Origin of the sequence: Nitrosomonas marina (assembly GCF_900110145.1) — a bacterium.
GTDB classification, from domain to species: domain Bacteria; phylum Pseudomonadota; class Gammaproteobacteria; order Burkholderiales; family Nitrosomonadaceae; genus Nitrosomonas; species Nitrosomonas marina.
On record NZ_FOCP01000013.1, the window covers coordinates 63,854 to 86,386 of the forward strand.

24 protein-coding genes are annotated in these 22,533 nt (G+C 45.1%); 8 read left to right on the forward strand and 16 right to left on the reverse strand.

Annotated features, from left to right (window positions below; genetic code table 11):
* Positions 1-3: 3 nt before the first annotated feature.
* The 16 genes from bamB to flgA form a co-directional block, all read right to left on the reverse strand.
* Positions 4-1,209 (reverse strand): outer membrane protein assembly factor BamB, encoded by a 1,206-nt coding sequence (gene bamB / locus BMX44_RS10105; protein WP_245738901.1) that lies wholly within the window; start codon positions 1,207-1,209, stop codon positions 4-6.
* Between the two features lie 26 nt (positions 1,210-1,235).
* Positions 1,236-1,874, reverse strand: a complete 639-nt coding sequence (locus BMX44_RS10110) for a tetratricopeptide repeat protein (RefSeq protein WP_090632422.1) — start codon at positions 1,872-1,874, stop codon at positions 1,236-1,238.
* A gap of 93 nt (positions 1,875-1,967) precedes the next feature.
* The gene (hisS, locus tag BMX44_RS10115) at positions 1,968-3,233 is read right to left on the reverse strand and encodes a histidine--tRNA ligase (protein ID WP_090632426.1); all 1,266 of its coding nucleotides are present in this window, start codon (positions 3,231-3,233) and stop codon (positions 1,968-1,970) included.
* Positions 3,233-4,471 (reverse strand): flavodoxin-dependent (E)-4-hydroxy-3-methylbut-2-enyl-diphosphate synthase, encoded by a 1,239-nt coding sequence (gene ispG / locus BMX44_RS10120; RefSeq protein WP_090632575.1) that lies wholly within the window; start codon positions 4,469-4,471, stop codon positions 3,233-3,235. The genes hisS and ispG overlap by 1 nt, the downstream gene beginning before the upstream one ends.
* 60 nt (positions 4,472-4,531) lie before the next feature.
* Positions 4,532-5,632: a helix-turn-helix domain-containing protein gene (locus tag BMX44_RS10125; RefSeq protein ID WP_090632430.1), complete on the reverse strand. Its 1,101-nt coding sequence runs from the start codon at positions 5,630-5,632 to the stop codon at positions 4,532-4,534.
* Between the two features lies 1 nt (position 5,633).
* Positions 5,634-6,446, reverse strand: a complete 813-nt coding sequence (pilW, locus tag BMX44_RS10130) for a type IV pilus biogenesis/stability protein PilW (protein ID WP_090632434.1) — start codon at positions 6,444-6,446, stop codon at positions 5,634-5,636.
* Between the two features lie 5 nt (positions 6,447-6,451).
* Positions 6,452-7,588: a dual-specificity RNA methyltransferase RlmN gene (gene rlmN, locus BMX44_RS10135; RefSeq protein ID WP_090632439.1), complete on the reverse strand. Its 1,137-nt coding sequence runs from the start codon at positions 7,586-7,588 to the stop codon at positions 6,452-6,454.
* Positions 7,589-7,618: 30 nt separating this feature from the next.
* Positions 7,619-8,044: a nucleoside-diphosphate kinase gene (ndk, locus tag BMX44_RS10140; RefSeq protein WP_090632443.1), complete on the reverse strand. Its 426-nt coding sequence runs from the start codon at positions 8,042-8,044 to the stop codon at positions 7,619-7,621.
* Positions 8,045-8,687: 643 nt separating this feature from the next.
* Positions 8,688-9,587, reverse strand: a complete 900-nt coding sequence (locus BMX44_RS10150) for a hydrolase 1, exosortase A system-associated (protein WP_090632450.1) — start codon at positions 9,585-9,587, stop codon at positions 8,688-8,690.
* The gene (locus BMX44_RS10155; protein ID WP_090632454.1) at positions 9,568-10,401 is read right to left on the reverse strand and encodes a hydrolase 2, exosortase A system-associated; all 834 of its coding nucleotides are present in this window, start codon (positions 10,399-10,401) and stop codon (positions 9,568-9,570) included. Before BMX44_RS10155 ends, BMX44_RS10150 begins: the two co-directional genes overlap by 20 nt.
* A 3-nt stretch (positions 10,402-10,404) precedes the next feature.
* Positions 10,405-10,650 (reverse strand): acyl carrier protein, encoded by a 246-nt coding sequence (locus BMX44_RS10160; protein WP_090632457.1) that lies wholly within the window; start codon positions 10,648-10,650, stop codon positions 10,405-10,407.
* A 27-nt stretch (positions 10,651-10,677) separates the two neighbouring features.
* A complete protein-coding gene (locus tag BMX44_RS10165; protein WP_090632466.1) occupies positions 10,678-11,565 on the reverse strand; it encodes a hypothetical protein in 888 nt (295 codons plus the stop codon).
* Between the two features lie 3 nt (positions 11,566-11,568).
* On the reverse strand, positions 11,569-13,026 hold the full coding sequence (locus BMX44_RS10170) for an SDR family NAD(P)-dependent oxidoreductase (RefSeq protein WP_090632469.1): 1,458 nt from the start codon (positions 13,024-13,026) through the stop codon (positions 11,569-11,571).
* Between the two features lie 17 nt (positions 13,027-13,043).
* Entirely contained in the window at positions 13,044-14,939 is a 1,896-nt protein-coding gene (locus tag BMX44_RS10175) for an HAD-IIIC family phosphatase (RefSeq protein WP_090632473.1), read from the reverse strand.
* Between the two features lie 20 nt (positions 14,940-14,959).
* Positions 14,960-15,208, reverse strand: coding sequence for an acyl carrier protein (locus tag BMX44_RS10180; protein ID WP_090632476.1), 249 nt, complete (start codon positions 15,206-15,208; stop codon positions 14,960-14,962).
* Positions 15,209-15,352: 144 nt separating this feature from the next.
* Positions 15,353-16,066, reverse strand: coding sequence for a flagellar basal body P-ring formation chaperone FlgA (gene flgA / locus BMX44_RS10185; RefSeq protein ID WP_090632578.1), 714 nt, complete (start codon positions 16,064-16,066; stop codon positions 15,353-15,355).
* 229 nt (positions 16,067-16,295) lie between these two features.
* Between flgA and flgB the strand changes: the two genes are divergently transcribed.
* From flgB to BMX44_RS10225, 8 genes are read left to right on the forward strand one after another with little or no spacing between them, the layout of a single operon-like run.
* Positions 16,296-16,700, forward strand: a complete 405-nt coding sequence (gene flgB / locus BMX44_RS10190) for a flagellar basal body rod protein FlgB (protein WP_090632582.1) — start codon at positions 16,296-16,298, stop codon at positions 16,698-16,700.
* Between the two features lie 2 nt (positions 16,701-16,702).
* Positions 16,703-17,107: a flagellar basal body rod protein FlgC gene (gene flgC, locus BMX44_RS10195; protein WP_090632480.1), complete on the forward strand. Its 405-nt coding sequence runs from the start codon at positions 16,703-16,705 to the stop codon at positions 17,105-17,107.
* A gap of 14 nt (positions 17,108-17,121) precedes the next feature.
* The gene (locus tag BMX44_RS10200) at positions 17,122-17,793 is read left to right on the forward strand and encodes a flagellar hook assembly protein FlgD (RefSeq protein WP_090632483.1); all 672 of its coding nucleotides are present in this window, start codon (positions 17,122-17,124) and stop codon (positions 17,791-17,793) included.
* Between the two features lie 13 nt (positions 17,794-17,806).
* Complete coding sequence (gene flgE, locus BMX44_RS10205; protein ID WP_090632488.1) at positions 17,807-19,069, forward strand: flagellar hook protein FlgE; 1,263 nt, start codon at positions 17,807-17,809, stop codon at positions 19,067-19,069.
* Between the two features lie 13 nt (positions 19,070-19,082).
* Entirely contained in the window at positions 19,083-19,826 is a 744-nt protein-coding gene (gene flgF, locus BMX44_RS10210; protein ID WP_090632492.1) for a flagellar basal-body rod protein FlgF, read from the forward strand.
* Positions 19,827-19,868: 42 nt separating this feature from the next.
* Positions 19,869-20,651 carry a flagellar basal-body rod protein FlgG gene (flgG, locus tag BMX44_RS10215; protein ID WP_090632495.1) on the forward strand — a complete coding sequence of 261 codons (783 nt, stop codon included), beginning with the start codon at positions 19,869-19,871 and terminating at the stop codon, positions 20,649-20,651.
* A gap of 25 nt (positions 20,652-20,676) precedes the next feature.
* Positions 20,677-21,381 (forward strand): flagellar basal body L-ring protein FlgH, encoded by a 705-nt coding sequence (locus BMX44_RS10220; RefSeq protein ID WP_090632498.1) that lies wholly within the window; start codon positions 20,677-20,679, stop codon positions 21,379-21,381.
* A 41-nt stretch (positions 21,382-21,422) separates the two neighbouring features.
* On the forward strand, positions 21,423-22,532 hold the full coding sequence (locus tag BMX44_RS10225; protein WP_090632502.1) for a flagellar basal body P-ring protein FlgI: 1,110 nt from the start codon (positions 21,423-21,425) through the stop codon (positions 22,530-22,532).
* Position 22,533: the final 1 nt, after the last annotated feature.

The window sequence follows — 22,533 nt, forward strand, 5'->3', positions numbered from 1 at the left end:
ATCTTAAAACTGTGTACTAAAGGCAAAAACGCCACCTTCTGCAGTCTGCACTACAAAACCTTCAGGAATGCGCTGAGGGCGTGACAAAATGGCGCTGCCGTCCGTCGCTGCCCGCGCCAGAACAACGCCATCATAATTTCTCAGGATATTTACATAGCCTTTATCATCGCCGATGACGACATACTGACTTGTGACAATCGGAGCGGTTAGATTCTTGCTTCCCAGTTTGACTTGCTTCCACATACCAGCACCGCTTCTTTTATCGTAAGCAGCCAACACACCTTTTTCTTCGGAAACATAAACATAATCACTATCCATGGTCAGTCCCTCACTGCTGGATGACTCACGTGCCCAAATCTGTGTACCATCAATAATTTGAAAGCAAGCCACTCGTCCCTGATAGGCAACGGCACAAATCAAGCGATCATCAATTGCCGGTGAACTGGTGATATCAGTCATTCGTTCCAGTTCGGTCACGCCTCGCGGCTGGGACACTACAGCTTCCCAGCCCACATTTCCAGTAAAGAGGCTCATCCCCACCAACTTCCCGCCGGCAAATCCTGCAAAAACCGCACCTTGTGTAATCGCCACACCTGCGGAACTACGTACTGTCAGGGCCGGTGTTGCGCCTTGAAAAAACCATTTGCGTTTACCATCCAGCGCATCAAGCCCGTTAACCCGTCCATCAGTTGTGCGCACAACTACCATGTTCTCTTTAATCTGGGGAGGACTCAGTATTTCACTACTAACCTGTGATTTCCACAATGTATGACCAGACTCATTGAAGGCAAACACTTCACCTTTCGACGATCCGACCAACACCATTCCTTCACCAGCTCCGACACCGGCTGAAAATGGGTTTTTAGTTTTAACCTCCCAAATCTTTTCACCTGTCTGCGGATCCAGTCGTGTCAACTGACCATCTTCGTCTGCCACATAAACTGCATCATTCTCAAAAGCCACATGGAAACTGGCCATATCGCTGTCACCAATACGAGTTTTCCATAGCAAAGGAATTTCATCAAGCGCATTTAATGCTTCAAGTTCCGCTTTGTCAATAATTTCCTTTTCTTCGCTATCAAATAATTCAGCAATCTGATATCCCAGCGAATCAAACATGCGGGGATCAAACGGCAATGGCAGATTACTGCAACCGCCCAGGAGGAGCGTCAGTGCTAGTCCCCATGCTGATATGCTTCGTTCTGGCACGCCGGTTCTCAATGATATAACAATATTTATTCTGACTCACCGAGCGCATCCAGTTTCATCTGGACGATATTGAAATAATTGTTGTTTTTGTTCAGCTTGTCGATAGCAGCTTGATAAGATAGACGCGCTTCTTCCTTATTTCCCGATGCTAACAAAACATCGCCTTTCAAATCGGCATATAAACCTGAAAAAGAATCAAGATGTTCAGAATTCAAGTGACGTAAGGCTTCACTGTAATTATTTTCATCCAACAAAATGCCTGACAGTCTCAATCGCGCCAAGTCTCTTATCTCAGGTTCTTTGGCATGATCAAGTATCCACTGTAGTTGCTGTTTGGCATTTTGCAAATCACCGGCATCCACACTGGCTTTTGCAGCTATCAGCGCTGCACGAGGCGCGTATCCGCTGGATGGGTAACCTTCGGTTAGCAAATATGCAGCATCATTAATTTTCTCTGAATCTCCAGTTTCCTGCACCTGCTTCAGTAATGCATACAAGTCTGCCGCCTGCTGTGCTTGGAGCTGCTGGTAGTATTTCCAAACCTGAGTAGCACCAATGGTCGCAACCATTGTCGCCAAAACTATTGTTATAATAGTTCCATATTTGATCCACCAAGCCTTAATGCCCTCAATTTTTTCTTCTTCTTCTCGATTATATGTCGCCATCGTAATACCTCGAAAATTCCCTGCTCTCAACAAAAACTGAAACTAAATTTATACTGAATACATTTTTAGCGTCTTGTCTGTAATATCGTGTTGTCAGTTTTTCGCTTTTATCAAATCAATGAGTGCATTCAGGTTAATTCTGACTTGATCAGCGATTTCACGTAACGGCTTTAACGTGGCAATCTGCATCATAGCCTCGTCATCACCGATGATGACTGCAAAACGAGCTCCACTGGCATCCGCTTTTTTCATTTGTGACTTAAAGCTGCCACCACCGCAATGCAGAATAACCTGACAGCCTGATTCACGCAGCAATTCCGCAGTTTTCCATGCAAAACCCGTAGCTTGTTCACCCTGATGCACGATATAAGCATCAGGAACTGAGCGTGTAATTTCTTTGCCGCATTCTTGCATCAACGCCAATAACCGCTCCACTCCCATGGCAAATCCACATGCTGGTGCCGGTCTGCCGCCGATTTGCGCAATCAATCCGTCATAGCGCCCCCCTGCACACACTGCACTCTGCGCTCCGAGTTTATCTGTAATCCACTCAAAAACAGTACGATTGTAATAATCCAAACCCCTGACCAAGCGCAGATTAATTTCAAACTGAACACCCTGCTCGCGCAGCAACTGCTGTAATGTTTCAAAGTGAATGCGCGAAGATTCATCCAAATCATCTATTAATCTGGGTGCCTGCTCAATAATTGGCTGCATTTCTGGATTTTTGCTGTCCAGTATTCTCAGTGGATTTGCATGCAGACGTCTATTGGCATCTTCATCCAGATGTTTGACGTGCTGTTCAAAATATTTAACTAACCGCGTCCGGTGTAACGCCCTGGATTCTGCACTGCCCAATGTACCAATTTCCAAACGCAAGCCGGTGATACCAAGCATTTGCCATAAACGAGAGCACATGACAATTAATTCTGCATCAATATCAGGGCCAGAAAACCCCAGCGCTTCAACACCAACCTGATTAAACTGGCGATAACGTCCTTTTTGTGGTCGTTCATGCCGGAACATCGGGCCGGAATATGCAAGGCGCTGCGGACCACCGTACAGCAAATTATGTTCGATAACAGCGCGAACACATGAAGCAGTACCTTCAGGACGTAATGCCAGTCTGTCGTTATTGAGATGATCGACAAAGCTGTACATCTCTTTTTCAACAATATCTGTCACTTCACCGATAGAACGAACAAATAAGTCTGTATGTTCTACAATAGGCGTCCGAATATTGCGGTAGCCATACAATGCCAGCCAATTGTGCACTGTCTGCTCAAAAAAATGCCATAAATGAGCTTCTTCGGGAAGAATATCATTCATCCCGCGCACTGCTTTTACAACTTTAGCCATTATCCTGCTTTTCTGGGATACTTTTCCCGAACATAGTTCTCGACGATCTGACGAAACTCTGCTGCAATATTATCGCCCTTTAAAGTAATTGTTTTTTCACCATCCACATAGACTGGCGCCACCGGACTTTCACCAGAACCCGGCAAGCTGATGCCGATATTGGCATGCTTGCTCTCTCCGGGACCATTTACCACACATCCCATAACCGCAAGTGACATGTTTTCCACACCTTCATACTGATCACGCCAGACAATCATTTCGTCGCGCACATAACTCTGAATATTTTCAGCCAGTTCCTGAAAATACGTACTTGTCGTGCGCCCGCACCCAGGACATGCGGCAACAAGTGGAACGAACGCACGCAATCCCATTGTTTGCAGTATCTCTTGCGCAACAATTACCTCGCGTGAACGAGAGCCGCCCGGCTCCGGCGTTAATGAAATGCGAATTGTATCGCCAATACCCTCCTGCAAAAGTACAGCAAGCGCAGCAGTCGACGCAACAATCCCCTTGGAACCCATTCCTGCCTCCGTCAAACCGAGGTGTAGTGCATAATCACACCGGGCTGCAAGTTCGCGATAAACGGAGATCAAATCTTGCACGCCGCTGACCTTGCACGACAAAACAATTTTGCTACGGGGCAAGCCAATCTCTTCCGCTTTTGCTGCACTTTCAAGCGCGGAGGTGATTAACGCCTCACGCATCACATATGTCGAGTCTTTCGGATCACTTGAGCGGGCATTTTCGTCCATGATACGTGCCAGCATTTCCTGGTCGAGGCTACCCCAGTTCACACCGATGCGAACAGGTTTATCATATCGACAGGCTGTTTCGATTAATGTGGCAAATTGTTCATCACGCTTTTTACCTTTACCAACGTTTCCAGGGTTGATTCGAAACTTTGCCAGAGACTGCGCGCATTCCGGATAAGCAGTCAACAGTTTGTGCCCGTTAAAATGAAAATCACCGACTAGAGGTACATGGCAACCCGTATCATCCAGTCGCTGTCGTATACCCGGGACTGCTTTTGCCGCTTCGGCTGTATTCACTGTAATACGCACCAGTTCAGAGCCGGCACGTGCGAGTTGCGATACCTGTTCAGCTGTAGCAATTTCATCGGCGGTATCGGTATTGGTCATCGATTGTACGACGACCGGTGCACCACCACCGATTTGAACAGTTCCAATATTGACACCAACACTGGAGCGACGTTGTAAAGTTAAACGATCTGGAGACATCATAGGTGTTTTTTCGTTATGGAAGAATTTCAGAAACAGCGCTAACTCAATATAAAATGTCTATTCAAATATTAGCTGAGCACTGCCGTTTTGCGTGTTGGTATATGGTTTTATATCAATGAGCCGGTCATTATAGGTAACTTCAACCGCCGATGCATCGCTGATGATAATCGATAAGGGTTTTTTGCCACTAATCCTCTGTCGAGTACCGCTGGCATTATTTTGTTCAAAAATAATGTCATCGTTACCATCGGTAACTTTTACATGTGCTTCGGCTGAAAAATTCAAAGTAAGGGTACCGAATGTATTCATTGTTGAAACACTACCCAGACCAGCTACAGAGTCCTGATTGAATTTGGCAATGTCAGCCGTCTTTTTATCTGATGAATTAAGTGAAGACAACGGTAATTGTAATTCCACAGATGCCTGGCCATCTTGGTTTTGAATCGTCATATCGGAACTCTGTACTGCCTGGCGCCAAAACGGAAATTTTTCATATAAGAAAAAACCCGTCGCTGCCAAAAACACTAAAATAACAATGACCGGAACTGTACTGCTTATCCCTTTTCCATTCCTTGAAGACGGTTTCATCTCCTGGACTTTGAAAGGTGTATGCTCAATATGCGAAACGGTCGTCGTGGGACCGGGCAGCAATTGTACAATAGCGGCGGAATCCAGCTGCATCAAATTGGCGTAATTACGAACAAAACCGCGAACAAATGTTCGTCCTGGCAGTTCATCGAAATTTTCTTTCTCGATTGCTTCTACCTGCTGGACAGAAATCCTGAGTTGGCGTGATACCTCTTCAACACTCATATTTCTTGATACACGAGCATTTTGCAACATATGCCCTATACCATGAACAACACTTGCGGAGTCCAATACCTGATTATCCGATTTGTCTGAGTGAATCTCCGATTTTAGAAAACGGCTGATTTCTGGTCCCTGTTCTACGGTTGATGTATTTGTCAATACATTTCCTGTTATATCAGGAGTGCTATCAGGTTCTGATAACTGCTCCAATTTTTCATGAACATGCTGGCCGGGTTCAGTGTCATCGCCACTCTTGGTTCGTGCATTATTATGGAGATTTTCCATTAAAGCATCATTCAAATGACCGGAGTCATTATGTTGCTGTTTTTTGTCGTTGCTATCATCCATTTCAAAGGCCACCTTCTCTCAAAGCTCTGGTTTCTCTGGAGTTTGGGAAGTTTTTTTGTAACTGAAAAAGATAGCTGTTTGCTGCGCGGGTATTTCCAGCTTTCTGTTCTATTTGTATACCCAGCCATAGACTTCTAGCAGTTGGTTGATATTTTTGCATGAAATCTGATAATTTTGATTGGGCCAACGCATTATTTCCCGAATTGAAATCCATTTCGATCAGGCCAACCAAGGCCGGGCGATAATTTGGCTGTAACGACAAGGATTCATTAAAATATAAAGATGCTTCGGAAAAATTTTTACGTTTCAACTCACAAATACCGGCATTGGCATAAGCAACATGGTGCGTCTCATACAGCGGGTCTTTTAGCGCGGTCATGAAATGATTAATCGCTTTATCAATTTGGTCCGGATAGCGTTCACATAAAAACCAGCCATAATTATTGTGCAACTCGGAATTTTTGGGATCGATTTTCAATGCACGATTAAAATTGGATTGCGCCTTATCGTCTTCACCCAAAGCCATATTAATTAACCCAAGCACGCTGAAAGCAGGTGCATAATTTGGATTTGAATCAAGGGCTGCAACAATTTCCTCCATAGCTACTTTATATTGTCCCCGATAATAATACTCTGCAGCCAGCTCGGTATGTATACGCGCACTTTTCTCCAAGCGCGCCGCGGTTTGTTCCGGTGTCAACCGCCCTTCTACAGGTTCATGGACACATCCACTCAGAAAAATGTTCAGTACCACAACGAATACTGGCAGCTTTGTATTACTTGCAAGCTTGATTTTCCGCAGGATAGCGTTCATAAAATTCAGTTGACCTCCACGTTTACTCTGGTAGTTCGACGGGTTTTGTCATACACGCGCCCTGCCAACTGGCCACACGCAGCAGCAATGTCATCACCACGTGTTTTACGAACCGTCGTCACCAAACCAGCCTGCATTAGCATATCACGAAATATACGAATCGATTCGGGCGATGAACGTTTGAATTCAGTATTTGGAAAAGCGTTAAATGGAATCAAATTAAATTTGCAAGGCACATCCCTGACAAGCTTGATTAACTCGCGCGCATGCGATGCACTATCGTTGACACCATCAAGCATTACGTACTCAAATGTAATAAAATCACGTGGCGCGTCCAGCAGATAACGCTGACACGCTGCCAACAGATCCCTGATGGGATACTTCTGATTTATCGGCACCAGACGATCACGGAGTGAATCATTCGGTGCGTGCAAAGACACAGCCAAAGCCACCGGACACCTTTGTCGCAACCGGTCCATCGCAGGGATTATTCCTGATGTGCTGACCGTTACGCGTCGCCTCGACAATCCATACGCATGATCATCGATCATGATATTGAGCGCAGTCACGACATTCTCAAAATTGGCAAGTGGTTCACCCATGCCCATCATTACAATATTGGTAACTTTCCGGGCTGACTGCTCGATTTGTGCTAGAGAAATCCCAGACCGTGTCTTTAGCACGGGTTGATTGTCAGCAGCCTCCATCAGCAACTTATTGGCCAGCCAGAGTTGACCAATAATTTCAGCAACCGATAGATTACGGTTAAAACCCTGCTTGCCTGTCGCGCAAAAAGCACAGGCCAAGGCGCATCCAACCTGACTGGAGACACACAGCGTACCGCGATTTTCTTCGGGAATGAAAACACTCTCTATGCCGTTCTCCGCGCCAACAGATAACAGCCATTTGCGTGTTCCATCTGCAGCCGTGTGATCACGAAGCACCTGAGGCACTGTAATCACAGAGGATTCTGAAAGCTTGGTTCTGAGGCTCTTTGCCAGATCGCTCATCTGATTAAAATCCGGCTGAATCGATTGGTGAATCCACTTCAGTAACTGTCTGGCACGAAATGGCTTCTCATCCATTTCTGCGAGGAAATGGATGAGGCCTTCTCTGTCGTAGTCAAGTAAATTAACGGTCACAGTTTGACTGAAGTAATAAAAAAAATGTAATCAACGGGAATAAATTGCTAATGCAGGAAAGAAACTGGCAATTTCAACAGCAGCCGTTTCAGGTCCATCAGAACCATGCACAGCATTGGCATCAATACTGTCCGCGAAATCAGCACGTATGGTTCCTTTTTCCGCTTTTTGTGGATCCGTTGCGCCCATCAGTTCCCTATTTTTACGGATCGCATCCTCTCCTTCAAGCACTTGTACCATAACAGGGCCGGAGATCATAAAGTCCACCAGATCCTTAAAGAAAGGACGTTCGCGGTGTACGGCATAAAACTGCTCGGCTTCGGCTCTGGAAAGCTGTGTCATGCGCGCGGCAATTATTTTTAATCCATTTGATTCAAAGCGTGAATAAATCTGGCCAATTACATTTTTAGCAACTGCATCCGGCTTAATAATGGAAAAAGTTCTTTCAATTGCCATCAAATACTCCAATAAAATATTTTAAATAAACGCATATTTTACCAAAAAAGACGCAAGATCTGAAAAAACCAATATTATTATTTTGTTTGATTGTCTGAGTGCGTCAGATTAAACAAACGGATGCTTGAAATTGCTTCAGAAGTCTCAGTAATCAACTTCAAAGCAGCCTATAATTCCTTCTCGGTACGAAAGATATCCTTCTCGGTACGAAAGCACCTCTCGAATTCAATATTCTGTTCAACAGCTTTAACACTATCCAGTAATGTCATGCCATTGCAAAATAATCACCGCTTGATTTGCACTTGCAATTTTACTCAATCTTGCTGCGGTAAAAACATTGCAGTTGGCAGACAACTAATAAGAGACAGGTAACAATTCGTTGCCAATACCTGCCTTGCAACGCATATCGACAAGAGAATACACGCACTTCAAGCAACATGATCGCTTCCGCAGAAAATCGTTTATGCGCGTGGTATGTTATCTGGGGCAATCGTTTGGTCATTGACAGAAACGATCGGAGAAACTGCGCATATCAACAACAGTCAAATCAAAATGTGATGATGTTTTTTCTGGCTCTGCATTTGAAAAACGCAACTGAACAAAGTCGGCAGTTCCAAGAAAAAAACCATAAACGATTGTAGTTTTATTGCTTCGAATCTTGTTGGAACGATTTAACATGTTTTAACCAGTTAATCGTATAATCAAACAACTCATGACGCCATTCCGGCCTTGAAAACGTATGATCCGCCTCTAGAATATTCATCAACGTCACACGCTTGCGAGCAACCAATTCCTGCCAGATCGCGGAGGCCCTGACGTAATCATTGAATTCCCTTGCAATATAGTCCTGTCCACTGGTTAAAATGAATATCTCACCTGTAAACTGCTGACAGCTTTTCGCCAAACGTTCCGGTAAAGGTAATGTTTCAAATGCATCGTTGTCAACAGAATCAACGTTTCTTTTCGAATTCGACAACGTCGATTTAATCATGTCTATGCATGAACGCAACGATGTTGTTAATGAAAAATTTCCGGATATAACCTTCGCCCAGAACGACCTTTCAAACAGACGATGCCAGTAATAATGCCTGATCATGGTCTTGGCTAAGCCCGCTTCGGTTCGGATCCAAGGATTTACCATAAAAACACCCAGAATACGTGGATCCGAATAACTATAAAACGCACTGGCGGTTGCAGATTCGCACTCCCCCCATAAAACAATTTTCTCGATTTCCGGTACATGGCTGAGCAAAGCATTCACCGCACTTTGTATATCAGCACCCATATCGATAAAACCACGCAATTCACCGGCACTATCGCCCGTCCCACGATGATCAAATCGAATAGACGCAACGGCATGACTGGCCAGTAATCTGGAAAGCGTGACAAACTGCCTGTGTGCACCTACGCGGTACTGCGGTCCGCCAGCAACCACGATCACCACGCCAACTTTGCCTGCGCTCTCCGGTTTATTGATAACGCCGACCAGCGAATCGTTTTCACATGGAAAAACAACGGGAATTTCAGTATGGATGGGTGACATAGCGTACCGTGGTTTCAACTAGTTCTGGTACAAGCGTGCGCTCATGCGCAAGCCAGAACGGTGGTCCAATAATTTCCTGATGATCGACTCTTATGCCATGTTGCTGCAACTTCTCAATCATCATCATATCGCCTTTTGGTGTTTTCCTGTCCGAACTGGTAATCACAGTAAACCAGCCGATAGGTACCGCAAGTGAATTGGTAAATGAATCAAATCTTGCGGCTTTGATACCTTTAAAAAGATCAGGTCCAACCTCGTATCCTGATACATTAATATGTCGACCACTGTTGATCAGATTCTCCAAGTCCTGGATTGTTTCCTGTTGCTCTCCACGCTGCATGAATGCAGCAATTCTGATGCGCAGAAATTGTGTTAAAGCGGCCTGACCGTTTATAACCGGCTGCCAGAAAATCAAACGCTGCAAGCACTCGGTTGTACCAGCGACCTGCATGGCTTGTAGTGCACCTAGTCGCACTCCCAGAATAGATACTTTCTGATAACCCAGCGTTCCGGCATATGAAATTGCTGTCTGTAAATCCTGACAGCTTTGATCCCAACTGGAATCTTTATACTCACCCTCACTGTCGCCTGTACCGTAAGCATCCACCGACAAAAAACCGAAATCAAACTGTGATATCTGCTGGGCGAACATTGTACTCATATAGCGGCACCGATTCATTTCTTCTGCAAACGATGCCGCTACAACTATGCATTCCGATTTGTCAGTGATATTTGGTGGTGCATAGTGTAAAGCGAATAACTTCCCTGCTCCACCACGAATATAATCGGCCTCGATTCTGAAATTCGAGCACATAACTCAGAGTTTAGATTCAACCAGTTGCGTTAAACTGCCAATTGTTTTGAACACTTCTGCAGTAATTTCATCATCTTCAAAAACACAACCGTATTCATCTTCCAGCGCAGTAATAATGGCTACCACTGACATGGAGTCAAATTCAGGGATATCACCCATTAGAGCTGTCGAGGCATTAAAATCATCTGCGCGATCACCGAGTACCAGTACATCACGCACGATATTGATTATTTCATTTTCCAGTTTCATTCACACATTCCAGTAAAAACGATAAATTTACAAATCCAAAGCGACCAGCTCACTATATAAATTCTGAATATTGTCAGCTGATATTTCATCGCTTAAGTAAAACTTCTGAGCTCCTTGCTCCGGTTTAAACCATGATTTAATCGGCTGGTCCAGCAATCGGGCTTCTATTTTACTCGTAAACAGTCCGTGCTTAAGGAGCAGATGCGCACGTATCGCCGGCCAACACTGACGAAATAGAGCTGCGTCGCTCACGTGCATTATCCATGCGCTACCCAGCCTTTTATAAAGCCGTCGTTTGTAAATCAAAAAACCATAGCGGTTTCCTTCTTTAAAAAACATGTAATTCAACCATGAGAAATGAGCATGATCCTGATAATGTTTAGCGACTGGCTCAGGCAAGTGCTGTAATAGCTGTTGATTATTCCGAAATTCAAGGATTTGGCCGGCACCAAACGCAGAAGGCCAGTTCAACAGAATTAACACATGATTATCCAACGGTTTAAATTTCAAATACCTGAATATTTCAAGTCCATCCTTGTTGGGTGAAAACATAGTGAATGTATAGACTTTCTGTTGTATCAACGCCAGAACAAGCTCGATACTACGCTTACGAAACTCGGCAAGTACACACCAGCTGTGCGGATTGCAAAATCGTTTCAGCTCTCCGGCAATAGACTGTTCGGAGTAAATAGCACATAAAACACCTACAATCTGCGCATCATTTTTGAGCATAAAGCCATAATTGGGCACTTTTGGCATCCAGGATTGACTGATACCCTGTTTCCATTCAGATTGTGTAAATCTGTTATTCATATGATGATGCAGGAATAGCGCCACGTCATCCAGATCACCTTCAAGGATTGGCGTCAAATTTGTTACGTCGACTGCAGAATGCTTTTTTGGATTGTTTGACATTTTCTACCGGGTTGATGTGTTTAACGATGACAAAACATCCAGCATTGTCGCAGCTGTAGTCTGTGCCCACTTTACATTTAAACCGCTGGTCTGATCTGTCAACATTCTTGGCAATCTGGGCAAATGAAATATCCAGTTTGGATACTTTGCTGATAATTGTTGAACAAAAGCCTCTACAGCGGCTTTAGCTGCAATATATTCTGTGAACCCATTCTGAGGTTGTTCAAGAAAAACTGTTGATGGAACAAAAACTGTTATCGGCTGCTTGCCATATGCAGCATTGCATAAAAATTTTTCAATCAGTGCTGCAAAACCCGTCAGGTAAAAATTACAATATTTCTGAAAGACTGCATTGTCCCATACCAAGCGATCTCCTTTTTCGATTAACGGAGACGCAAAATAATAAATATGTGAAATACGCTCATTTGAAATACAGTTTGTAATATCGATTTCCTGTCCGGACAATACATTATATGAAAGGACATCGCAGCGTCCGCCATGCGAGCGAATATCGTTGGCTATCCCTTGCGCATCCTGCTCTCCCTGGTTGTATGTAATCACAGAATGGCCGCCGCCGGCGGCTATCAATTTGGCGGTCACCTCGCCAATACCACGCGAACCACCTATTATCAGTGCCTTCTGATCAACAAACTGGTTTCTCGGCACCCGTGTCTGTAATTCAGTGTAAGTTTCCTGAGATACCGGTTCTGGCCTAAATAGTGCGTGAATTTCTCCACTTGCAGTATTATGCGTAATTCCAATAGTCACCAGCGAAAAACGATTGTCACGATGCAGAATTGTAAACTTCAGATTTTTGTCACAGGCCGTAACCTTCTGTTTAAAATGCACTGACAATCCGGTAAAAACTGAGTGAAGCCCGGGACAACGCATGCCAACAATCTGAGTTAAACCCAGTATTACTGCAATCTGGTTATCTGGCAAAAATCTCTTAACATGAGGAAACAATCCTTGAATAGTATCAGGTATCCAGACCAAATCCAGCATGCCGTCCAGATCCTTGGTGTTGTCAAAATGCAGGTCTGCAGGCTGTGGCGTTTCGCTCGATCCGGGCTGATATGTAACCAATTCCGGCTTTATACCAGATTGATCTCCAAATGTCAGATCGATATCCTGAACCCGACGCTCTTGTACTGACAATCGAAGCCTGAAATTCTGTTCCGTAATTTGCTGGCTGAATACATCGACACGGTCGCCATGCAATACCGGGCGGACAAACTGCACCTTTACGGTGTCTATCGACACCGCACAACCATGCATCTTCAACATACAATCCAGCGCTTTCAGAACACCATTCACGCCATGCATCACAGTGGTTCCAAATTGATATCGTCGAGCAAGTACAGGGTCAACATGCAGGGGGTTGTAATCACCCGATACTTGTGCAAACCGACAACTTGTCTCCTGATCAGCCTGAAACGCGCCTATTTTATGCCAGTTCATCTTCGTATCTTTGAATGTTATTGAATTACCGATGATTTGCTGACTGTGATGGGTGGATTTTTCATTTGGTAATGTTCAACTGCCAGATCCCAGATATCTTCAGATTCGTCTGAACAAATACAATCAAACCCGAGCTGACGATAATGCTCTCTGACAAGACCGTTTTTCTCAGTTGGTCGATAAAATCCGCGCAGCTTGCTTATTCCGCTTTTTCTTGCAAGCGCAATCAATTGGTCACAAACCGCCTCTTCAACCCTACGCTTTATAACGCGACAGCTCATCAGCCAGGTATCGATATCCCAGCGGTCCTGGTGAACTTTACAAATAACAACACTGATCATGCCGTTATCACCAAATTTATCCTGCAATTCTATCTGGAGTGTCACATATCGCCGATCATTCTCGAACTGCAACACGTCCGTTTCGGTATAACGCTGTGTTGTCAAATTGAACTGATTGGTTTTATTGATGAGCTGTACGATGCGTTTGCGCCCCAGTTCGTTGAACGGTGAGAAGCTGATGTACATTTCAAGCGAAGCCAAATAGTCTTCCAGAGTTGCGGCAGTTTTTTGAATTTCCAGGCGCCGGGCGTTGCCCAAATATTGCGCGTTTCGCTGTGCATCATCTTCGGTAAAATCGATTTTCTCGAAAAAACGTGCAGCACACAATATCCGCAAGAACTGCGATGAATCTTTTGGCAATTCAGGCACAGTTAATTCGGGCAGCATTGTACGTACAATTTCACGTTCAGCGGGATTATCGTCAACGAATACCATTGCATCCAGACCAATATTCAATGTGTCTGCTATATATCTGATATTTGTCGCTTTGTCTTCCCAGTTAGCCACAAAAACAGCGAAATCATTCTCTTTCAACAACATGCCGGGATGCTTTCGGAACACTTCTAATGCAATATTTTCATCATTTTTTGAACATACCGTCAAAATGGCACCCAGATCTTTTAATGTCTTCGCCCACTGTTGAATAGCAAGAAACGATTCACCAACCGGATTTCCTTGTCCAATCTGTATTCCTTCCAACCCATCATCACCGATTACGCCACCCCACAGTGTATTATCCAGATCCAGTACCAAACATTTTTTACTTTTTCCACGTAATGCGGCGATCAGCTTAGTTAAATACTCGGCATACAGCGGAACAAAGGCATTTGCCATTGGCACCCTGGATAAATACCATTGTCGTTCATCAAACCAGTGACAGGCGCCAACCATATTGACCAATGCTGCAACATCGAACAGCACATCCATGCTGCTTCTGATATCGTCAACAAGCGCACGATTAAATTCAGTCAGCGATTTACGCAATAAACCATCAAGCTGAGCATCAAAATTCCCCCCAAATTCGTAAGGCGGTTCTGCCAGTGTTTGCGCTATGCAAATCATGCCGCCATTCTGTTTGAAAGATTCTCTGATTTGCCTTAGATAATCAAAAGCTTTATCACTAGGCAACACCTCTCCTGACGTGTTTAATGGATCAGCAAGAAATGGATAGGCGTGATAATCCAGTGCTATCAGCACAGCATCCAGTTTTGCCGTATTAAGTTTCGAACCTGCATCAAACGCCTCCTGTGCTACCTGACCGAAATCTGTTGAAACCACCTCAATATCTATTCCATTGCGTATTGCCGAAGTTACGATGGACGGGATCATCAAATCCATGGTCGCATTGCTGACTATGCCCAATCTGAAAGGCGTCAGTGAACGGCTCAGGAATGAACGGGGCTCAGCGGTTAACTTTCGAATGGCCTGATATAAGCGATTGGCCTGATTAATGGACAATGCATATTTCGCTAGTGCATGCACTTCAGCGACAGGGGCCTGGTGACACCCCAGCTGGATGCAGCGTTCATTAAAATCATCGGTAGGAGCGAGTAACCAGGGTAGATCGTGCATGAATATTTTATAAGCTATTTTTATACGAGCTTTGCATGTAAGAGATCGACTATAGTGGATACGTCGATCATATTACCTATTTCATCCAGGTCAAATTGAACGCCAAAATTTGCTTCAATAGCAGTCAACAATCTGATATGACTCAGACTGTCCCATTCTTCGATATCATCGCGTGTGGTATTAATTGAGAAAGAATAATTATTCTCGGTGAACGTATCTTGAAAAATAGAGTTCAACTGATCGAGTATTGCTTCCTTGTCTTGGCTCATATATTGTATTTCCCAGATTTTAAACTATTCAATCACTCAACACTTTGTAACAAAATACACCTGCTGGCGAAAACATTCCCTGCTTATTATTTTATCCTGTTACTAAATAATATTGTGATACTTACTTTCTACAACGTCATTTTTTTACGGGTTCACTTCGACAATTGCATTTTCCCTAGCCAGACCACTGATAATACGCCCGGAAGGATTACGTACTTGAACAACCTGGCCCTCAGCCGCATCGGCCAACGCGTGTCCTTCAGAACTGACACTAAATCCACGCCCGTTAACCTTTAATTTCACATTTTGCCCCCTCAATATCACGTTAGGAGCACGCAGCATATTCTGCCGCAGAGGCTGTCCCATGGTCAGATTTGAAACCACTATTTTACCAACGGCTTGCGAATAATCTGTCAATACACCCTCGGGCATTTGCGTCAGGTTAACAGTCTGAAGCGCAACATCGCCATGGGTAATCGTGTGATCGCGTGATACCGGCTGTGAAACATGCAGCACATTTGCAAAGATCTTGACATCAACCTGCACATAAATTGTCCAGGACACCTGATCGTCACAACGTACACCTACTGATGTTTTTCCCCACAAACGGCTGCCCGATGGCATAAACGGTGTCAATTTTTCACATTTTGGTAGCGTAATTCGTTGATCAATCTGGCCTACCTCGACCTGAACATCACCAGCAGGGTTGACTGCATGATTGTAAACATATTCTTCAACTGCCTTTTGTATCAGCGAAATTTCCTGATACCTCGATTGCGTGTGAGGACTTTCTGCAAACAGGCAAACTGGATTAGCCATTACTAAAAAAAAACCTAACACTGTAATTTTGCGTCGCATAAACATTGCCTCAATAAATATTGCCGCTTGGTCGACATAAACCGGCAGGTTTTGCCGGCAGGACAATATATTAATGCGAATTAACAAACCAAGTGTTTAGAGTTAGCGGCTATTTTACGTTCTTTTTAAGCCATTGCTGATACATGAAATGAAATAGCATAGTCGACATGGAAAAAATGGCATGAAAAATGCATTCAATGATATCAACTCATTATTATCAGGAAGTCACATGATCAGCAAGTTAGATAAAACAGTAAACTATCATCAGCAAGCGCTGGGTCTCAGAGCTGCGCGGCAGGAACTGCTTGCAAGCAATATTGCAAATGCCGACACCCCAAATTTTAAAGCAAAAGATATTGATTTCTCAAACGTATTAAAGGAAAAACTTGCGACAACTGCGCCTGCGACAACGCTTTCGACAACTTCACCTATGCATATCAGTAACAACATAGGTAACGGCATCAGCAACAGCGTTCTTTACCGTGTTCCATTGCAGCCCAGCGCTGACGGCAATACGGTAGACATGGATTCAGAGCGTACCCGGTTTGCTGATAATTCAGTCAAATATGATGCCAGTTTAACCTTTATCAGCGGACAATTCAGAAATCTGCTGTCAGCCATTCAGGAGCGATAATCATGTCACTGTTTAAAGTATTCAACATTGCAAGTTCAGCAATGACCGCGCAATCTCAGCGCCTAAACGTAGTGGCGAGTAATCTGGCGAACGCCGATAGTGTCACAGATTCGTCGGGTGAACCCTATCGTGGACGACAGGTTGTTTTTAGCACACTCAAGGCGGATGAAAGCGGTGCCAGCGGCGTTAAGGTTGCCGGTGTGGTTCACGATGCTTCACCAATGAAAAAAACCTTCGAACCGAACCACCCGCTCGCCGATGAAGACGGTTACATTATCAAACCAAATGTCAATGTTGTTGACGAAATGGTCAACATGATGTCTGCATCACGTTCGTATCAAAACAATGTAGACATCCTGAACACGACTAAATCTTTACTGCAAAAAACGCTCACAATCGGCCAATAGGGAGATAGATTCACATGAATACCGTCCAAGAAGTCAATAAACAACCGTATTCGACGACAAACATTACTACCTCTGCGGACAAAAATAAAAACAGTGTAGATAACCCGCAGGATCGCTTTTTAAAGCTACTGGTTACTCAGATGCAGAATCAAGATCCACTCAATCCGCTTGATAACGCCGAAGTTACAAGCCAGTTGGCTCAAATCAGCACTGTAACCGGGATAGACAAACTCAATGATACGTTACAGTTGCTGCTCGATGGCATAGAAGACAGCCGAACGTTGGAAGCAACCAATCTCATCGGCCACAAAGCATTGGTTCCCGGCACAAATTTATCGCTGGACAATAATGCGGCTATTGGCGGATTCGAGTTGCCGCAATCCGTGGACAAACTCAGCGTCACTATTCTCGACAGCTCCGGTATCGCAGTACGCACGCTTGAACTAGGCGCACAACCATCAGGTGTCAATACATTTATCTGGGATGGTATTGCTGATAGTGGCGCTAATGCGGCAAACGGCCAATACAGTTTTGCCATTAAAGCGGTACAAGGAGATCAGGAAATGACTGCAAGCCCGCTTGCTTTAGGTCAGGTCAAAAGCGTATCGGCGGGTGAACACGATGCCATACTTGATATGGGCAAACTTGGCCTGATTAATATGGCGGACATTAAACAGATATTCTAGGAAGGAGTTAAAAATGGGATTCCAACATGGATTAAGCGGATTAAACGTAGCATCAAAAAGCCTTGATGTTATTGGCAACAATATTGCAAATGCAAATACTATCGGATTTAAACAGGGACAGGCCCAGTTTAGCGATGTATATGCCAATGCATTATCTGGTGCACTCAGAGACAAAACCGGTATAGGCGCTAAAGTGGCTGATATAGCCCAAGAATTTACACAAGGGAATATCACCGTAACAGACAATCCGCTAGATATCGCAATTAACGGCAACGGGTTCTTTCGCATGAACGATAATGGTGCCATCACATACAGCCGAAATGGCCAGTTCCATGTTGATGCCAACGGATATATTGTCAATAATAGCAATTTAAATCTGACTGGATATGCGACCGATGCCAACGGCCAGGTTTTGACAGCTGACCCGACAAATTTAAGAATATCGACTGCTGCTCTGACTCCAAATACGACATCAAGCTTCAATACAGAATTAAATCTTGATTCGAGAGTAGCGGTGCCAGCACCGGTACCTACTTTTGATGCAACTGATCCTTCGACATACAATGGCACCACATCTGGCACGGTATACGACAGTCTGGGTAATGCGCATATCTTTTCTATGTATTTTCAAAAGAATGCCGCCAACTCCTGGGACATGTACGCAACCGTTGATGGCCAGACAACACCTGCCGGCGTACCTGTTGGTGTAACGCTCGACGGTGGTGCATCTCAAGCGCTGACTTTTGATACTAACGGTAATTTAACCGCACCCGCTTTACCAATTACCGTATCGGTTGATCTTGCAACCATTAATCCCGCATTAGGCGCAACCTCTCCACTTGATTTCTCTTTGGACCTAACCGGTACTACACAGTTCGGCACCGCGTTTGGTGTTAATGCAATCAGCCAGGATGGATTTTCTTCAGGCACCATCGCCGGTTTTTCCATTGATGAAGAAGGTTTTATTAACGGCAACTATACAAACGGCGAGTCCCGGAAGCTAGGCCAGGTTGTGTTGGCCAATTTTACCAATCCGCAAGGCTTAATACCGATCGGAGATAATCAGTGGACGGAATCGAAATCATCAGGTCAACCGCTTGTGGGTGCACCCGGGTCCGGCACTATGGGCGCACTGCAATCTTCAGCTATTGAAGAGTCTAATGTAGACCTTACCGCCGAACTGGTAAATATGATAACCACACAGCGAATCTACCAGGCAAATGCTAAAACCATCGAAACACAGGATGCTGTTTTACAAACACTGGTAAACCTGTAATAGGTAAGCAATTATGGATCGCCTGATTTACACAGCAATGACTGGGGCAGCACATACGCTGAACCAAAAAGCAACAGTTTCACATAACCTGGCCAATGCATCTACGACGGGTTACCGTTCAGAAAATAATGCGTTTCGTGCTGTACCAGTTTATGGCGACGGTCTGCCGACCCGCGCGTTTGTAGTCGACTCGACGACCGGGGCAGATTTTACACCCGGCCCAATCCAACAGACTGATCGTAATCTTGATGTGGCGGTTCGCGGGTCGGGATGGATTACAGTCGAATTACCGGATGGTAAAGAGGCATATACACGCAACGGCAGCCTGCAGATCAGTCCGAACGGGATATTGCAGACTCATAATGGTTTTAATGTCAAAGGAGACACCGGGATCATTACCGTCCCTCAGGATAATCGCATCACTATTGCAAAAGATGGAACAGTATCGGCCGTACCAATCACGCCACTACCGAATACTGTCGCAATTGTAGGCCGGATCAAGCTGGTTGACCCACCAGAAAACCAGCTGATCAAAGGCACAGACGGGTTATTCCGCATGAAAGATGAAACTGTTCCGCAGGCCAGCGCCAATGTTGCTCTTGTCGAGGGCGCACTGGAAGGAAGCAATGTCAATTTGGTGCACGAAATGGTCAGTATGATCGCATTGGCGCGCCAGTTTGATATGCACATCAAAATTCTTGAAAGTGCAGAGCGTAATGCACAGCAAGCCAGCGAAATAATGGTTGTTCGAACATAAACATCAATTTCACCCGTTTAATCAACTTGTATGGAGTAAATCATGATACGTTCACTATGGATTTCAAAAACAGGACTTGACGCGCAGCAAACCAAGATGGACGTCATTTCCAATAACCTTGCGAACGTCAGCACAAATGGATTTAAGCGCGCTCGAGCGGTCTTTGAAGACCTGCTCTACCAAACCGTTCGCCAGCCCGGCGCACAATCTTCCCAGCAAACGCAATTACCATCAGGATTACAACTTGGCGTTGGTGTTCGTCCTGTTGCGACCGAAAGTATTTTTACACAGGGCAACCTTCAGCAAACTGGCAATCCACGTGATATTGCGATACAGGGTGAAGGTTTCTTTCAAGTATTAATGCCAGACGGCACAACGGCCTATACCAGAGATGGAGCATTTCAATCCGATATAAACGGCCAGTTTGTCACCTCAAGCGGCTATGTAATACAACCTTCCATTACAATTCCACCCAACACATTAAGCATCACCGTTGGACGTGATGGAACGGTTTCAGCGCTGGTTCCCGGCTCGGCAACCCCAATACAGGTGGGCAATATTCAAATTGCAAGTTTCATTAATCCGGCCGGTCTGCAGAAAGTCGGCGAAAATCTGTATTTACCCACAGCATCCAGCGGTGTGGCCAATCCCAACGCACCAGGAACAAATGGACTTGGATTATTAAACCAGGGCTTTGTCGAAACTTCAAATGTCAATGTCGTAGAAGAGCTAGTAGGCATGATTCAGACACAGCGCGCTTATGAAATCAATTCCAAGTCCATAGAGACATCCGACCAGATGCTGCAAAGACTCGCACAATTATAATCTTACTGACCATTGGGCTCGAACAGTGACACAGTTTTTTCTGCAAAGTAAATCCCCGGCATTATTGCTGATTGCCTGCGTGATACTGGCTTCAGGATGCGCATTAACACCATCTACAAAAATTCACCAGCCGATTACATCACGGCCACTGCAGACTGAGGTAGCTTCGGATAGTAGCGGTGGCATTTTTCAGGGTGTCAGCCATGCAGCCGGCACACGCTATACACCACTTTTCGAAGACCGGCGTGCTCGGGGAGTCGGCGACACGATCATCGTCACTTTAAATGAAAAAACAAATGCCAGAAAACAATCAGGTAGCAATGTCGATCGATCCGGCAGTTTTGATTTCTCAATTCCCACTGCTGTCCTTGGTATACCGTTAAACTTTTTAGGCGGAACTGAAGTTGAAACGGCAACCAACAACGCTTTTGATGGTAAAGGGGCCAGTTCCAGCAATAATGATTTCACCGGCACGATCGCAGTTACTGTCATAGAAGTAATGCCTAACGGTAATTTACTTGTCAGTGGAGAAAAACAGATCGGCATTAATCAAGGTCATGAATTTATCCGTCTTTCCGGTATGGTAAACCCGATTAATATTATCAACAACACTGTTTCGTCGGTTCAGGTTGCTGACGCCCGCATCGAATATCGTGCTAATGGCTATATCGATGAAGCTCAAACCATGGGTTGGCTGTCGCGTTTTTTTCTCAACGTGTCCCCGTTCTAGGGCCAGCTGACTGAACAATTTACTCAAATGATATTTGCGCCATGATGATACGCTGCACATTTATTTATCTCAGTTTAATAGCAACGCTATTCGCGCCCTTGTATAGTCAAGCCGAGCGCATCAAAGATCTGGCGAGTATACAGGGTGTGCGCAGCAACCAGTTAATTGGATATGGACTGGTCGTTGGACTTGATGGCAGTGGCGACCAGACAACACAAACGCCATTTACCGTCCAAAGTATAATCAATATGCTTGGACAATTAGGCATCAATCTGCCACCCGGAACCAATCTTCAATTACGCAATGTCGCTGCCGTGATGGTAACTGCAACCTTGCCGGCCTTTGCCAAACCTGGCCAGTCTATCGACGTGACTGTCTCGTCAATGGGTAACGCCAAAAGTCTGCGTGGCGGAACATTGCTGATGACGCCGCTAAAAGGCGTTGACAATCAAATCTACGCTATGGCACAGGGCAATGTCCTGGTAGGTGGTGCAGGCGCTGCCGCAGCCGGCAGCAGCGTCCAGGTTAACCATTTGAATGCAGGCAGAATTGCCGGCGGCGCTACAGTCGAGCGAGCTGTTCCAGCATCACTTGGGCAGACAGAACATATCAATCTTGAACTCAACTCTACCAATTTTACCACCGTCAAGCGTATCGTCGATGCAATAAACAGCTATTATCCTGGTTCAGCAAGCGCAATTGATGGGCGAATGGTACAGGTCAGAGCGCCGCATGACAGTAACCAGCGCGTCATGTTTATATCACAGATTGAGAGCCTGGAAATCACACCAGCCAAAGACGCCGCCAAGGTCATTGTCAACTCGCGTACCGGCTCTGTTGCCATGAACCAGTCTGTGACTCTGGAGTCCAGCGCCATCGCTCATGGAAATTTATCTATTATCATCAACAACGAACCGGTCATCAGCCAACCCGGGCCATTTGCGCGGCGTGGTGAGACCGTCGTCGCACAGCGTGCGCAGGTTGAAATCCGCAGCGATGAAGGAAATCTGATGCTGCTGCCATCCGGAGCCGACCTTGGTGAAGTCGTAAAAGCACTTACCGCGATTGGTGCTACAACACAGGATTTGCTATCTATTCTACAGGCATTGAAAGCAGCGGGCTCGCTGCGCGCGGAGCTGGAAATTATATAAA